This window comes from Halocatena pleomorpha, assembly GCF_003862495.1.
GTDB lineage: Archaea > Halobacteriota > Halobacteria > Halobacteriales > Haloarculaceae > Halocatena > Halocatena pleomorpha.
In genome coordinates, this window is sequence record NZ_RRCH01000022.1 from 91,308 (window position 1) to 106,603 (window position 15,296).

Annotated in this window: 12 protein-coding genes; 5 read left to right on the forward strand and 7 right to left on the reverse strand. The window is 59.3% G+C overall.

The genetic code is table 11. The features are described from left to right. Positions 1 to 31: 31 nt before the first annotated feature. Positions 32 to 1,861 carry a UvrD-helicase domain-containing protein gene (locus EIK79_RS10400; protein WP_124955055.1) on the forward strand — a complete coding sequence of 610 codons (1,830 nt, stop codon included), beginning with the start codon at positions 32 to 34 and terminating at the stop codon, positions 1,859 to 1,861. A 4-nt stretch (positions 1,862 to 1,865) separates the two neighbouring features. Here the strand turns inward: EIK79_RS10400 and EIK79_RS10405 are convergent, their stop codons facing one another. Continuing rightward, positions 1,866 to 2,126, reverse strand: a complete 261-nt coding sequence (locus EIK79_RS10405; protein WP_124955056.1) for a DUF7533 family protein — start codon at positions 2,124 to 2,126, stop codon at positions 1,866 to 1,868. Between the two features lie 75 nt (positions 2,127 to 2,201). After that, positions 2,202 to 2,792, reverse strand: coding sequence for an LURP-one-related/scramblase family protein (locus EIK79_RS10410; protein WP_124955057.1), 591 nt, complete (start codon positions 2,790 to 2,792; stop codon positions 2,202 to 2,204). 224 nt (positions 2,793 to 3,016) lie between these two features. Here EIK79_RS10410 and uvrA point away from each other — a divergent pair, with 224 nt between their 5' ends. Beyond that, positions 3,017 to 5,974 carry an excinuclease ABC subunit UvrA gene (gene uvrA, locus EIK79_RS10415; protein WP_124955058.1) on the forward strand — a complete coding sequence of 986 codons (2,958 nt, stop codon included), beginning with the start codon at positions 3,017 to 3,019 and terminating at the stop codon, positions 5,972 to 5,974. A 182-nt stretch (positions 5,975 to 6,156) separates the two neighbouring features. Here uvrA and EIK79_RS10420 read toward each other — a convergent pair whose 3' ends face one another. Continuing rightward, positions 6,157 to 8,994, reverse strand: coding sequence for a bacterio-opsin activator domain-containing protein (locus tag EIK79_RS10420; RefSeq protein WP_124955059.1), 2,838 nt, complete (start codon positions 8,992 to 8,994; stop codon positions 6,157 to 6,159). Positions 8,995 to 9,098: 104 nt separating this feature from the next. Here EIK79_RS10420 and EIK79_RS10425 point away from each other — a divergent pair, with 104 nt between their 5' ends. Then, positions 9,099 to 10,151, forward strand: coding sequence for a glycosyltransferase family 4 protein (locus EIK79_RS10425; RefSeq protein ID WP_124955060.1), 1,053 nt, complete (start codon positions 9,099 to 9,101; stop codon positions 10,149 to 10,151). Positions 10,152 to 10,177: 26 nt separating this feature from the next. Beyond that, positions 10,178 to 11,272, forward strand: coding sequence for a glycosyltransferase (locus EIK79_RS10430; RefSeq protein WP_124955061.1), 1,095 nt, complete (start codon positions 10,178 to 10,180; stop codon positions 11,270 to 11,272). Between the two features lie 52 nt (positions 11,273 to 11,324). Here the strand turns inward: EIK79_RS10430 and EIK79_RS10435 are convergent, their stop codons facing one another. Both EIK79_RS10435 and EIK79_RS10440 read right to left on the reverse strand, forming a co-directional pair. Beyond that, entirely contained in the window at positions 11,325 to 12,359 is a 1,035-nt protein-coding gene (locus tag EIK79_RS10435; RefSeq protein ID WP_124955062.1) for a phosphate signaling complex PhoU family protein, read from the reverse strand. A 109-nt stretch (positions 12,360 to 12,468) separates the two neighbouring features. Then, positions 12,469 to 13,551 (reverse strand): ATP-NAD kinase family protein, encoded by a 1,083-nt coding sequence (locus EIK79_RS10440; protein WP_124955063.1) that lies wholly within the window; start codon positions 13,549 to 13,551, stop codon positions 12,469 to 12,471. Between the two features lie 113 nt (positions 13,552 to 13,664). On the opposite strand from EIK79_RS10440, the gene EIK79_RS19005 reads away from it, so the two are divergent. Further along, positions 13,665 to 13,796 (forward strand): hypothetical protein, encoded by a 132-nt coding sequence (locus EIK79_RS19005; RefSeq protein ID WP_267900535.1) that lies wholly within the window; start codon positions 13,665 to 13,667, stop codon positions 13,794 to 13,796. Here EIK79_RS19005 and EIK79_RS10445 read toward each other — a convergent pair. Then, entirely contained in the window at positions 13,771 to 14,457 is a 687-nt protein-coding gene (locus EIK79_RS10445; RefSeq protein ID WP_124955064.1) for a competence/damage-inducible protein A, read from the reverse strand. The two genes, EIK79_RS19005 and EIK79_RS10445, sit on opposite strands and share 26 nt — an antisense overlap. 107 nt (positions 14,458 to 14,564) lie before the next feature. After that, on the reverse strand, positions 14,565 to 15,233 hold the full coding sequence (locus EIK79_RS10450) for a helix-turn-helix domain-containing protein (protein ID WP_124955065.1): 669 nt from the start codon (positions 15,231 to 15,233) through the stop codon (positions 14,565 to 14,567). Positions 15,234 to 15,296 lie beyond the last annotated feature (63 nt).

The window sequence follows — 15,296 nt, forward strand, 5'->3', positions numbered from 1 at the left end:
ACTTATACTGTTGGGTGCCTTGTCACCCTCAATGACTCAAACGCGCGTGACTCGGTTGTTCGGCGGACCGGGCTGTGGGAAAACGACAGCGCTTCTCGATCGGGTTGACGAAATGCTGGATTCCGGCGTGCGGGTCGACGATATCCTCATCGTTTCGTACACTCGTGCGGCAGCGGCGGAGGTGCGAGAGCGGTTAGCGGAGCGCCTCGACTGCAGTCCCCGGTCGCTCAAGGGGAACGTCTGTACGATGCACGCCAAAGCCTACGAACTGCTGAACCTCTCTCGCAACGACGTGGTTGGCGAATCCGATAAACAGGAGTTCTGTGAGGAGTACGGTCTGGATTACGAAGACGAGTACGATTCCTCCCGGCGGCGCTCGTCTAGATCGACGACGATCGGCAACAAGATTATTGCGACGAGCCAGTGGCTCCAGCGAACCAGCCGCGATGTCGCACAGTGGCACGACGTTCCGTTCCAGTGGGATGTCGAGACGGTTCGTCTTCCCCCAGAGACCGACCCCAACGCTCAGACGGGGAACAAGTACACGCCGACGTGGCCGACTGACGACGACCGTATCGACGTTCCACAGACGATTCGAGCGTGGCGAGGCTACAAGGGTGAGAACGATCTCGTCGGGTTTGCTGATATGCTCGAACGAGTCCGACAACGCTCACTCGTTCCGTCTGTCGATTATCTCGTGATCGACGAGTTCCAGGACATCACAACGCTCCAGTATTCGGTGTACGAGGAGTGGAAGCCACATATGGAGCAAGCACTCATTGCGGGCGACGACGATCAGGTGGTGTACGCGTGGCAGGGTGCTGATCCGACGCTGCTCCTCGAAGAGAACGGAGAGAACGTCGTTCTCGACACGTCGTATCGGCTGCCGTCCCGGATCCTCAACGTCGTGAACCGTGAGATCGATCACGTCGAGGAACGACAGGAAAAGGATTTTCAGCCGCGCACAGAGGGCGGACGGGTCGAAGCCGTGCGTGACCCCTCCATGTACGATCTGATGCGCAACGTCCGCGCGACGGTCGAAGAGAGCGATGGAAGTGTCATGGTGCTCTTTCGGGCACGCTACCAGATGTTTCAGTTCATGGATGAGTTCATCGATCAGGGCATTCCGTTCCGGACGATGACCGACCAGCGAATGTGGACCGACCGGCTTACCGACTACGTGCAGGCGGTCGAGGCGCTCGACGACGATGAACCGCTCACCGGTCTCCAAGCGCGCCGCTTGGCTGCGATGCTCGATTCGGCCGCGTTCGGCACCGGATCCCGCGACGAGATGTTTACGGCGATCGAGGACCGACAGGAAGCGCGCGGTGTCGACGATCTCACCGAGCTGGAGATCGAGCCATCGTTCATCAAAGAGTACGCTCCCTTCGCCCCAACTCGATCGAGTGCGGCAGATATGGCGCACAAGGTGACGAACTACCAGACGCGTTCGATGGGGGCGTACTTCGGCGGTCCGTACCAGAACGTCGATCGGGGGCGCGTCCGGATCGGGACCATCCACAGCGCGAAAGGCCGCGAAGCCGATCACGTGTTCGTCGCCACCGATCTGACTGAGAAGGTCGTCGAGCAGATGGTTGCGACCGTCGAGGATCCCACGGCGGTGCCGACTGTCGAGGAGTTCACGAAACACACCGATCCCGTTCCCACCCTGACCGACAATGAGCGACGCGTCTTCTACGTTGGGATGTCTCGGGCGCGCAAGCGACTCGTCCTGCTCGAAAACCTCGTTGACGGCGCTCCGACGCTTCCCATCGACGTGCTACTTAACAACCGGCCGTCAGACCACACGCTCGAAGAACTCATCGCTGACGCACAGGAACCGCCCGTCACGGCTAAATGACGGATCAGGACTCGTTTTTCTTGTCTGTCTGTCCGTTGTCGGTGGTCGTGATGGAGCCGACGACTCGCTGGGCGGCGATCGCCGGTAGATCGCCTGGTGTCGTGATGTACTCCTCTGCGGCGACCATCAACGCGGCGATCCCGACGAACACCCCGCCAAGCACGTATTGCCCCGACAGCAGAAACTGCGCCCCGAACATCCCGACCGGGAGGGCAAACGCGACCGTGATTGCAAGCGTTATGGTGTCAATGATCCCGTTTGGCATCCTGTTAATGCTGTTAGCAGCTATGCGTTAAGTGTCTATGGAACGCACTCGACTGCAGCCCCGTTCGATGTCGGCTCAGTTCCCTTCGATCGCGTCGATGACCATCGCAGCCGCGACGATCGCCTCCCGTGGGACACCGCTCGCGTCCTCGATCGTAACCGTGTATCGGTCCTTGATCGAGAATTCCCCGTGAACAGAACCGATGTGATCTCCGTTTGCGTCGGTGATCTCGTACTCGTGGGGGATGAGATGGAACAGAATACCGATATATGGGAGGTGGCGAAGCACATCAATGACCGTACTCGTGGAGTCGATCGTGGCAATGACCGTCTCGGTATCGGGATCACGAAGCTTCCACTCATGGGTAAACACGGTCCAGTTTTTATCGAGAACGATCACTGGTTCGTCCGTCACGTCGTCGGTGAGCGTATAGTTCCCAGCGACATCGAAAACACCGCCCGCTTGGACGGTAAACGCCGGCTCACCGTCCTTGTCGAGAAACGGGAACTCCTCTTTGAGCTTGAACATCTTCTGTTTGCCCTGTAGGACGAGATCGTCGTTCGCGTCGTACGCCTTGTACTTGTTCCGAATCAACGACTGAACGACCGTGTACTCAGAATCCTGCAGCTCAACCCCTTGGATAATGTCATCAGCATTTACTGACACACGCAGTCACCACAAGAATAATCATGAACTGATGTGTTATGTGTAACTATTAGCGGGGTTGGGTAGTGAACGGTCGGATGGCGGTGTGTGACACCACCGCCACCCACCTTCACTTTCACTCTGGTAGCGCATCGTTCAATACGGCGGGGTGTGCGTGGTGAGTATGATCACACGTTGCAACCGAGATCGACAGCGTTTCCCGGTATCGAGCCGTTCAAAGGACAATGAGTGAGTTCATCGAGGTCCGAGGAGCTGAAGAGCACAATCTCAAGGACATCGATGTGTCCATCCCCCGCGAGTCGTTCACAGTGGTGACGGGGGTCTCCGGCTCGGGGAAGTCGTCGCTAGCGTTCGAGACGGTGTACGCAGAGGGCCAGCGCCGGTATATCGAAAGCCTGTCGGCGTACGCCCGGAACTTCCTCGGGCAGATGGACAAGCCGCAGGTCGAAACGGTCGAGGGTCTCTCTCCTGCGATCTCGATCGACCAGAAAAACGCCGCCAACAACCCACGATCGACTGTCGGAACGGTGACGGAGCTACACGACTACCTCCGACTGCTGTACGCCCGTGTCGGGACGCCACACTGTCCGGAATGCGGCCAAGAAGTGGGTGAGCAGAGCGCCCAAACGATGGTGCGTCGGCTGTTCGATCTTCCTGAGCGGACACGCGCCAAGATCGCTGCGCCGGTGGTGCGCGACCAGAAAGGCGCGTTCGCGGATCTGTTCGAGGAACTCGTTTCGGCGGGATACGCTCGCGTCGAAGTTGATGGTGTCGAGTACGATCTCACTGTCGAAACGCCCGACCTCGACGAGAACTTCGATCACACGATCGATGTCGTTGTTGATCGCGTCACGATCACAGATGACGCCCGCTCGCGCGTCACTGACAGCGTCGAGACGGCGCTCGCTGAAGCTGATGGTGTGTTGAAGGTGATCCTGCCGGATCCACCCGAGAATGTCGAGCTGGGCGCGACAGCGCGCTCAACGGGCGATCTTTCGAACGCGGACGCCGACACTGCCTCCTCCGAGGGGGATCGCCTCGTCGTGGAGTTCTCCGAGGAACTCGCGTGTACGCGGTGTGGGATCGATCTTCCCGAAATCGAAACGCGGAGCTTCTCTTTCAATAGCCCCCACGGTGCGTGTCCGGAGTGTGAGGGCATCGGTGAGACCAAAGAGATCGACGAAGAACTCGTAATACGGGATCCCTCCAAGCCGCTGCGGGATGTCTTCGAGCCATGGAGCTACAACCGTTCGTACTATCAGACCCGGCTCGATTCGGTCGCGGCGCATTTCGATGTGAGCCTCGGCACGCCGTTTGCGGCGGTCGACTCAGAGATCCAACAGGCGTTTCTGTACGGCACCACCGAAGATGTCGTCTTCAAACGCCGGACGAAAAACGGCACCCGGCGGAAAGAACAGCCGTTCGAGGGCATCATTCCGAATCTCGAACGCCGGTACGTCGAAACTGATTCCCAGAGCACGCGCGAGCACATCGAGGAGTATATGGCGACCACGACGTGCCCAGCGTGTGAGGGTACACGGCTCAAACCCGCGAGCCGGGCGGTGCTCGTCAACGACACAGCGATCACGGAGATCAACCGGATGAGCATCGGTGACGCGCTTGATCAGTTCGACGGGTGGGAGTCGCAGCTGACCGAGCGCGATCGCATCATTGCCGAAGAGATCTTAAAGGAAATTCGTGCCCGGTTGGGGTTCATGTGTGAGGTCGGTCTCGACTATCTCACGCTCAATCGGGAGGCCTCGACGCTCTCGGGTGGGGAGAGCCAGCGCATCCGGCTGGCGACCCAGATCGGTTCCGGGCTGGTGGGTGTGCTGTACGTACTCGATGAACCGTCCATTGGACTGCACCAGCGCGACAACGACCGTCTCCTCAATACGCTCGAAGAGCTGCGAGATCTGGGCAACACGCTGCTCGTCGTCGAGCACGACACTGAGACGATGCGCCGAGCGGACAACATCATCGACATGGGACCGGGACCCGGAAAACGCGGCGGTGAAGTCGTAGCCAACGGCGACATCGAGGAGGTGATGGCGACCGAAGAGAGCATCACCGGTGAGTATCTCGCGGGTCACCGACAGATCCCTGTTCCCGACACACGGCGCGAGCCGAGTGGGCAGCTAACCGTTCGCGGTGCCCGCCAGCACAACCTTCGAGATCTCGACGTGTCGATACCACTCGGGACGCTCACGACGATCACGGGCGTGTCCGGTTCGGGAAAATCCACGCTGTTACACGACGTGTTGTACAATGGTCTCGTCCGGCGGATGAACGACACCGATGTTCACCCAGGGGATCACGACGACATCGAGAACGTTGACGACATCGAGACGGTGCGGCTCATCGACCAGAGTCCGATCGGGCGCACCCCTCGGTCGAATCCGGCGACGTACACCGGTGTCTTCGATTACATCCGTGAGCTGTTCGCGGACACGTCACTAGCCAAACAGCGTGGCTACGAGAAGGGTCGGTTTTCCTTCAACGTCAAAGGCGGTCGGTGTGAGACGTGTGGCGGACAGGGGACCGTCAAAATCGAGATGAATTTCCTCTCGGACGTGTACGTCCCCTGTGAGGAGTGTGGGGGGGCGCGGTACAACGACGAAACCCTCGACGTGACGTACAAAGATCGGACCATCGCTGACGTACTCGATATGAGCGTCGAAGAGGCATACGACTTCTTCGAACACGATCCACGCATTGGGCGTCGCCTCCAGTTGCTCCGGGATGTGGGACTCGACTACATGAAGCTCGGGCAGCCCTCCACAACGCTGTCTGGCGGGGAAGCCCAACGCGTCAAGCTTGCTGAGGAACTCGGCAAACGGAACAGCGGCGACACGTTGTATCTCTTGGACGAGCCGACCACCGGCTTACATCCTGCAGACGAGCGCAAGCTCATCGACGTGCTCCAGCGCCTCGTGGATGACGGCAACACGGCGGTCGTCGTCGAGCACGAACTGGATCTCGTGAAAAACGCCGACCACATCATCGATCTCGGTCCCGAGGGCGGAGAACACGGCGGCGATCTCGTGGCGACAGGAACCCCCGAAACCGTCGCACGGACCGACGACTCCCATACTGGACGCTACCTGCGCGATCTCCTGCCTGACGTAGAACTCGACGGCCCGAGAACGGAGACGGTTCGGGCGGCCGTAAGCGACGATTGAACACCATCACGACCGCCAGAACGCCCGGGTGAACAGCGCCAGAACGGGGATGATCTCGACACGACCGACCCACATCAACGCGATCATCAACATACAAGCGGGACCCCCCGCCGTTTACGGCGGGGAAGGTGACATGTGGTACTCAGTATCGTGATGCTTCTCTAAGCCAGTCTTGGGCTGGTTCACGAGGGGAGCGACGCGAGCCCGTGATCATCGAACACGGTCGTGAACAGTTTTCGCTGGACAGTTCGAATGTGCTGATAGAACGCTGGTGGAGAGATATCCAGCGTCTTCGCGATCTCTTCACCCGTTTGTTCGCGGGGAGATTCGAAGAAGCCGCTGTAGTATGCGGTCTGAAGCACCTCGAACTGCCGATCGGTAACGCGGTCGAGAAATCGGGAATAGACGTTTTGGGCCGCGGACTGGTCGATCGTCCGCTTCGATCGCAACTCCACGTTCTCGAACGCGTCCGTCACGAGGTGGGTGATGTGGCGGCTGTCAACCGTTTCAGGGATGTCGATGACGAGCGTCGTCGTCTTCGAATCGACCGATGCGCGCCGGAGGACAGCACCGTGATCGGCCAACTCCAAGGCGAGAAACTGCTCAGGGAGGCGGATCCGAAGCACGCCTTCGGTGTTGTCTGTACTGATCGGTTGAACATCATCGACGGCAACCAACTCCCTTGCAGCGCGCTCGACGGCGTCCATCGGCGCGCCCTCGACGGCGACGAAGAGGTAGCTGCCGTCTGTGGTCTGTCTAACGCCGCCGTGATACGTGAGTGTACAGTCAGCCGTCCGTGCGATCCGACTCAGGACGAACAGCGGATCGTCGACGATGAACCGAACCCGCGTGATCGACGTGGTAAGCAGCGCGTTTTTTCGTTCAATGGCGCTCACCGCGGACGCGATCGTTTCACCGAGCTCTGCGAGCACCGCTTGGGCGGTCTCATCGAAGGCGTTCTGTGTCTCAGCGTACACGCTCAACACCCCGTAGGTGAAGTCGTCGTACGCGATCGGAACGCTGAGAATCGAAAGAAAGTTCCGCGACAATGCTTCTTTTCTCCATGACTCCTGTCGGAATCTGTTGGCGACGTTTGTGATTCGCGTCACCGTCTGTGTGGTTCCTGTCCGTCCCGCCGGTTCAGTGTCCGACACACCGATCGGAAAGGAGAGACTGTCGAGATACCCCTGTTCTGTACCTGCCCACGCCCGAGGCGCTATCGAGTCGGTGGCGGCGTCCTCGACGCCGATCCACGCGAACGCGAATCTGTCCTCTGCGGTGAGCCGTCGACAGACGGCGTGCTCGATCTCTTCGCGCGTCTCCGCCTGAACGAGCGCCTGGTCGATGTCTCGAATGATCTCGTTGATCTGGTTAAGTGCTGTGAGTTCGGTGTTTCGGTGTTGAAGCTCGCGCTCTTGCTCGCGCAAGCGCCGCTCCCGTCTGATGCGGTCGAGTGCAGCTTCGGCCGTCGCAGCGAGGAGGTCGGCAAGTTCACGAGTAACGGCGTCGAACTGTCCAACAGCGGACGAGCCAGCGACGAACACACCATGATCGCCCAGTGGAATGTAGGCCCCGCTTCGAACGTCGGTTGCTTGATTTTCGAGGCGGGGCGAGTCGTGTACGTCCGCGAAAAAGAGCGCGTCGTCCTCGACAAAGCTGTAGCTCGGGAGCGTTGCAGCGTCGGCTGGCACTGCCGGAAGCGGACCGTGTAAGCGTTCCATCGGAGACGACTGAGCGACTGGTTCGAGCACGTTTCGGTCGGGATCGAACTGATACACCGCGCTCGCGGTAACGTCGAGCACACTGGAAACGTCATCAACGATGTGGTTGGCGATCTCTTGGGGTGTTTCAGCGTACAGGAAGTCCCTTGTCGTCTCCTGAAGCGTCGCTAACGCCTCTTCACGCTGTTTCCGTTTCGTGATGTCCCGACAGCTGTACAACCGGGTGCCGTCCTGAATCGAAACGGAGCGAACGTTAACCAACAGTGTGTGCTCCTGACCGGTTTTGTCCGTGGTCGTACACTCGATGTTTTTTAACACGCCCGCGTCCGAGAGTTCGTCCGGATCGAACAGATCATCTCCGAGGAGTTCGTCGATCGTGCTGAACTCTCGGATCTCCGAGGCGGTGTAGCCGAAGATGAAATGGACGTTCGGACAGATGTACGTGAATGATCCGTCGTCATCGGTCACCAACACCGTATCTGTCATGTTGTTGAGCGTTACCCGGTGCAGCTCCTCGGAAGAACGAAGCTCCCGGTAGAGTGAGACTCGTTCGGTGATGTCATCTCCCTCAATGACGATGCCAGCCAGCTCGTCCCCCGGAGCCTGCACCGGGAGCGCGGAGAGTTCGATAATCTGTTCATCGCCGCCAACGGTGGTGACGAGGCGGTCGGTCGCCTGGTCGTCGATAACCGAGCGAATAAACCGCTCGATCGGGGACCGTTCCGTCCACCACGGAAGATCCCAGAACTGCTCACCGGTGAGGGACGATACGTCGGGATCGATCATCGCAAGCGCAGTCCTGTTTGCTCGCTGTAGCTGGCCCGTAGAATCGAGTACCCATGTCGCGGTTTGGCTGTTTTGAAACACCGCCTCGAACTGTCTGGAGCGTTCCCGTCGCGTCTCCGTTCGCCACGCGTCACGCACCGCCCCCGACAGCCGGTCGATGATCTCCTCGGACGGCAGCGACGAGGGATCAGAGAGAGCGATATAATCAACGGCACCCGCCGCCATCGCGTCGCTAGCGATCCGCTCGTTTCCTGACGCAGTGCACAGGAGGATCGGCGTGGTCGTCGTCACTGCCTGGAGCAGGTCGATCCCCGTTCCGTCAGCGAGTTCGTATCCGGTCAAAACGCAGTCGACGGCGGACGCGGGGTGTTCTACCGTCGCTTCGACCGTCCGCAGCCGCCGCACTGACGCGTCAGTGACCGCAGTGAGCGTTTCCGCGAGATCATCCATCCACTCAGCTGTTCCAACCACTACCACGTCTGTTGTCGGTAGCGTGGTCGTCGAGGACGCCATCTGTTCGACATTTACCCCTCCGTAAGGGTCAATCTACTGGAGCCGTATCGGTCACCAGTTACGAGTCGGTAGCCATTTTTATTTGGGATCGCGTTGCTGGGATCGTGCGCGTTCTCAACCACCTCGAACTGGAATCCCGTCTCGATCGGAGCGGTATCGAAACGTCCGTCAGTCACCAACGCGCCGCACTCGAACGAACGGACGTGTCAGTCGTCACGTCGCCGTGGAACGGAGGTTCGACCCAACGAGCACTCGAACGCGCAGTTGACGGTGATGGGCCGATCGCGTCGATCGATCTGGCACACTGCAACATGATCGGCCCGAGTTCGGTGGCGATCGCGCAGTACGCTCGCCGTAAGGACATACCGTTGGTTCTCCATGCCCACGTCACGCGCGAGGATTTCGCTGAGAGTTTTCGCGGATCGACGGCAGTCGGACCGGCGCTCGAACGGTATCTCCGGTGGTTCTATTCACAGGCCGATCTCGTCCTCTGTCCGAGCCAGTATACGAAGGAGGTGCTTGAATCCTACCCGGTAGACGCACCGATCCGTCCGATCACCAATGGGATCGATATCGATTCCCTTTCGGGGGTTTCGTCGCTCCGCTCTGAGTACCGACAGCGGTACGATCTCGACGGACTGGTCGTGTTCGCACTCGGCAGCGTGTTCGAACGGAAAGGGGTGACGACGTTCTGTGAACTCGCCCAAGCGACGGAGCATGAATTCGCGTGGTTTGGCACCTACGACACGGGACCACAGGCCTCAACAACGGTGCGTCAGTGGACGAATGACCCGCCCGAAAACGTTACGTTCACCGGTTGGATTGACGACAAACGTGGCGCGTTCGCTGCTGGCGACGTGTATCTGTTCCCCGCAAAGGTCGAAAACCAAGGACTCGTGGTACTCGAAGCGATGGCGTGTGGCAAGCCGGTCGTCGTACGGGACATCCCCGTTTTCGAGGAGTATTACACCCACGGCGAGGACTGTCTCATGTGTAACACGCTCGATGAATTTCAGGACGCGCTCACGGAACTCGCGTCGGATCCACAACTCCGAGAACGACTCGGTGAGAACGCAAAAGAGACCGCCCGTGAGCACAGTCTCGATCGAGTCTCCGAAGAGTTACTCGATGCCTACCAGGAAGTCACAACCGTTTAGCCATTCCCCCGATTCTGAACGACCAGATGCGCCCAACGGTCGCAGCGTTCACAGATACGTATCTCCCAACAGTCAATGGAGTGACGTATACAGTCAAAGCGTGGCGCGACCACTGGCACAATCGCGGTGGTCGAATGGAGATTGTCTATCCAAAAAGCAAGCACACGCCCCAGCAGGGTGAACATCCCGTTTCGAGCCTTCCGTTCCCATTTTACGAAGGATTTCGAATGGGATTTCCACGGATCCCCGACGCGGTTCATGAAGCGGATATCGACATCGTTCACGCACACACTCCGTTCGGTGTGGGTCTCAGCGGGCTTCGAGTAGCAAACCGGGCGGATCTTCCGGTCGTCATGTCGTATCACACGCCAGCCGAGGAGTACGCCACGTACCTTACCGGCGCGCTCTCCAAGCGACTCGTCAACGCAGCGGCTGCGTATGAGGAATGGTTCCTCGACCGGGCGGATCACATCATCACGCCCAGCAAGAGCACCCGTGATCGCCTCGAAAGCCGTGTTGATGGACCGATCACGGTCATTCCCAATGGGATCGACACTGACCGGTTTGCGCCGGTCGATACCGAGGAGTTCCGCGATCGGTTCGGGCTTCCCGATGGGCCACTGGTCGGATACACCGGTCGCCACGGCTACGAAAAACGGTTGTGTGACATTCTCGACGCGACGGAAGAGCTCGATGTCACTGTCGTGTTCGGCGGCGACGGTCCTGCCCGGTCGAAGCTCGAAGCACGAGCGGCAACCGTCGACACCGATGTTCGGTTTCTAGGGTTTCTTGACCGCGAGGATCTTCCAGCGTTTTACTCAACGCTTGATGTGTTCGCGTTTCCGAGTCCGGTCGAAACGGAGGGTCTCGTCGCGCTCGAAGCTAATGCGTGTGGCACACCGGTCGTCGGCATCAACGCCGGTGCACTCGCTGAGACGATCACCGCGGGCAAAACCGGATACCACTTCGAACCCGAAGACATTGCGGGCTTCCGGCAGGCGATCCAGCGGGCGTTAGCGGAGAACGAAACGCTCGTCGACACCTGTCTTGCTCGACGAACGAAAATCGGCGTCGACAGCTCCCTCGATCAACTCGAAACAGTGTATGAGAGTGTTGGCTGATGGAATCCAGTTCTAGCCGATTAGCGGCGGTTGCGAAATCACGTGACGCGATTCACTTGATCGTGGCGTACTCCGATTCCTCGTTAAGCGCGAGGTTCGTCGCAATTTCTGCGTTTCGGACCGCGTACTGGGCAGTTTGCTGGAGACTCACCAGCACTTCTCGTACCCGGAGCAGATCGCGGTTGGGGATCTCGTCGATGTCGTTCAAGATCTCCTGTTCGCGGTCTTTGATCTCGGTGAACAGTCGTCGCACGTCGAGGGCCATGTCGTAGTCGCGTGCGACCGCACACGTCACTCCCTTTTCGGTGATCTCGTTCACTTGATCAGTGAACTCACGGATGCGACGCATCGTAGTATCGTCGATACCGAGCGTGTGATCGTCGGCGTCGAGCGCGATCTCCGCGATGTCCTCGGCGTTATCCGCCGTCAGTTCGAGGTTCTTCGCGATCGAGCGGTGCCCGATGAGCGCAAACCCGTCATCGAGTTCCAGTGCACGCGTCAGATTCGGGTTCTGGTGAGCGGTGAAGATGAGTCGGAGCAAAAGAACGAAGATCTTGTTCGCCTGTCGCTCGCGGTTCAGCGCGCGCTGTGCGAGATCGGGATTGCCGTGAGCCAACGCCCGGATCGCCTCGTTTCGCATCGTACGCCCCGTCGATTCCAACCGTTCAAGGAGATCCGCGAGGGTGAAATCCTCCGGATCGACCGAACACCGGATCGTGATGCGTTCGGGCGTCTCCTCAATGACGCCTAGTCCCATGAGTTGGGTCTCGGCGTTGTATACGGCGTTGATCGTCGTGCTTTCTAACGTTTCGTCGCCGTCGGATTCGACTTGAATGATCCGTCGTCCGAGCACGTACTGCGCAAGGATTGCACGTTCGACGGCGTCCGCTTCGAGGCTGTCAGCGTGAATGATCGCCTCCGATTCTTCCTGCTGGACTGACTCGGGCATCACCGCTAACATCCCTTTGCCACCCATGCGAAGGGAGACTTCATCGCCCTTGTTCACGTTGTACTCCTTGGCCCACTCGGCGGGCAGCGTCATCGCCAGCGTGGACGGACCAAGGCGTTGGACCTTTCGTGTTTCCATACGGCGGTTCGTCTCTCCATGCCCTTAAGGATGTCTCAATGTCAGTGAATGCCTCATGGGCGTGTATACTGTCCCCCCGAATCCTCCCATTGATATTACCGATACTAATTCACACGATCTCAAGCAATCGATGTTCGAACCGGCCGACGCGGACCTTCTGCCAGCCGCGGAGCTCCGCGTCGAGATCGGGATCGTCGGTGTCGACTCGGAGCACGCCAAGATCATTGAGCTTGGCGTTCGAAGCGACGACAATGACTTCGGAGCGGCGGATCACCGCCGGAGAGAGTTGCTGATTGCCGCGCCCGAACACGAACCCTTGTCCTCCGATCGGCGAGACAACGACGGCGTTGTGCTCGCCTAGTGCGTCGAGGATTTCAGCTTCACTGCCATCGCGCACGAGCAGCTCATCGGATGACTCACCCGCTCGCCATACGTCGACGCCGAGCGGCGAGCCATCGATACCAAGCCGGCCTTCAATTGTCCCGACGGTGCTGCCTGGACCAAACACGTACGTTGTTTTGGGATCGACATCGGCCATGAAGCCGGCAGCGAGATTGTCGACGCTGCCACCTCCCTGCTGTTTGCTCGGTTGGACGTCCTCCCCGACCGGAACCGAAACGACCGCCCTGAGTTCGGGATGGACCTCACCGGAGCGGTAGCGCTCCTCGTTGATGTCGTTCACTTCGCGCTGTTCGGTCCGGTCGTAGGTGGCCCCGATCCGACCGGCAGCACGCGGCGTGACCGCAAACACTGAGGAGTAAATCTTCACGCCCGCTGGCACCCCGAGCATTGGTGTGTCGTTCCCGGCAGCTGTGATCGTTTCGGCCACGTCGACAGCGGTGCCGTCACCACCGACGAACAACACGAGGTCGACACCACGGTCGAGAAACGCCGCAACCGCTTGTCGTGTGTCCTTGGCGGTCGTCGCATCCGGTGGATGAGCGACGACGGTCGGAGCAATATCGTCGAGTGCCGCTCGGACCGCCGCCGCACCCATCTCACCGCCAACGGTCGTGATGCGAAGATCCGATGCGTGCGATCCGAGTGATTCGAGGGCAGTCCGCGCTCGCTCGGGTGCACGAGGTTCGGCTCCCCGCTCGCGGGCTTGTTCGACCTTGCCGTCGGTTCCTTTCAATCCAACTCGACCACCCATCCCCGCGATCGGATTCACCACCACGCCGATGTGTCTCACAGCAGTATGTACGTCACGATAGCTGAAAAACGCCTCGAACCGGCGGATCGTCGGCTGTGGCCGGGAGTAATCCCGTCGTTTTATGTTTTCTGGGTTCGTCTACGGACGTGACTATGAATCTCGTATTACAGTCCACGACGTATCCTGGACTCGTCAACGGTGCTGGTTACCTGTTGTTCTTCGGTGGACTCCTCCTCATCGCCGCGTGGCTGTCGTTGCTCACGCGGTCTCAACCCGTTCAGTGAGCCATCGGGCGGCTTCGTTCACCGTGTTCTCGTTTTGTCCCCGGATCTTAACGCGGACGTACTCACCGGGGTAGCTTCCAACCGTCACGTCGAACCGGTCTCTGAGTTCTTCGAACCGATTGAGCAGCGCGCTTTCCGGTTCGTCGGCGGTCACGGTTGCGACGTGCGTCTGTGGCCCGGAAAAATCCGCTTCGATCCGTTCGAACATCGCTTTCATCTCCGCAGGCACGCCCGGCAGAACGTACACCGACTCAAGGACACAACCCGGTGCGACACCGACATCGTTGTGCAACGGCTGTGCCCCGGCTGGGAGATCGGTGGTTCCCGCCGCGAGGTCGTCTCTGGCGTACCCTCCGTGGGTTTCAAGCCACGACTGCGCGTCGTCGTTCAGTTTGAGCGAGCGTCCGAACGCAGCGGCGACGCCGGCCATCGTGCGGTCGTCGTGAGTTGGTCCCAGCCCCCCCGTGATGAGAACCACATCGTACTCGGCGTGGTGCTCGTTGACGACACGAGCGATATCAGCGACGCGATCAGGAACGGTCGTGATCCGTTGGATGTCGACCCCCCGACCCACGAGCTGTTGGGCCAACCACGTGGCGTTGGTGTCAGTTGTCTCTCCCGCAAGGAGTTCGTCCCCGACCGTGACGATGGCGGCCTGCATACGGGCGGTAGGCGTGGCTCCGTCAAAAATCTGGAGGTGAGTCCGAAAAACCGGTGTCGATCGCTATCCCACAACGACAGTGTTCATCGATACGCGTCGGTGTGTGATCACCTCGAATAATGACCGAACACCGTGGCTTCGATGTTACGCAGGTGCTGACCGATCGAGCCTGCTGTGATGTCGAGGCGTTCTGCAATCTCTCCGTGGGTCGTTTGTCGCGGATTCTCGTAGTATCCCATTGCAACGGCTCGCTCTAACACCTCTCGTTGACGGGACGTAAGGTTGGAGAACAGGTGGTTTATCGTCGGATGGTACTCACCAATCTCTTCAATCTCTACGTCGACACCGTCCGGTGAGTCGGTGCTCGCCGCAGCGAACGAGTCTGCTGTCCCGATCATGGTGATTCGCTGGGCACCGTCTGCCGTGTATTCGACGGGCATCTGCACGATGAACTCCGAGGAACGCTGATGTTCGATGAGATGGCGGTTCAGATCGTTCGGTTCGACTTGACTGTAGCCAAATCCGGCCTCCGTTCCAACGACGGCACACTCGATCACGGCCGGGGACCGAGTCAGGATGTTTCGATACCGCTCCAAATTCCCTCGCACACGGGACAACATTGCGAGCGTGCCGTCGTCAAGCAGTTCGAAATGATCGATCGCCTCACGCGTGATGTCCGGTGCTTCGGCGAGTTGTCGTCCGACGGGATGGAAATATCCGCTCGTCGGTCGCATCGTGATCGTTACGTACCGCATCGACGGCTGTTTGGAGACCATAGATGTTCGTCAACTCGATCGGGGATATTAAACGAATTCGCATACGATACAGTAGATCCTTCG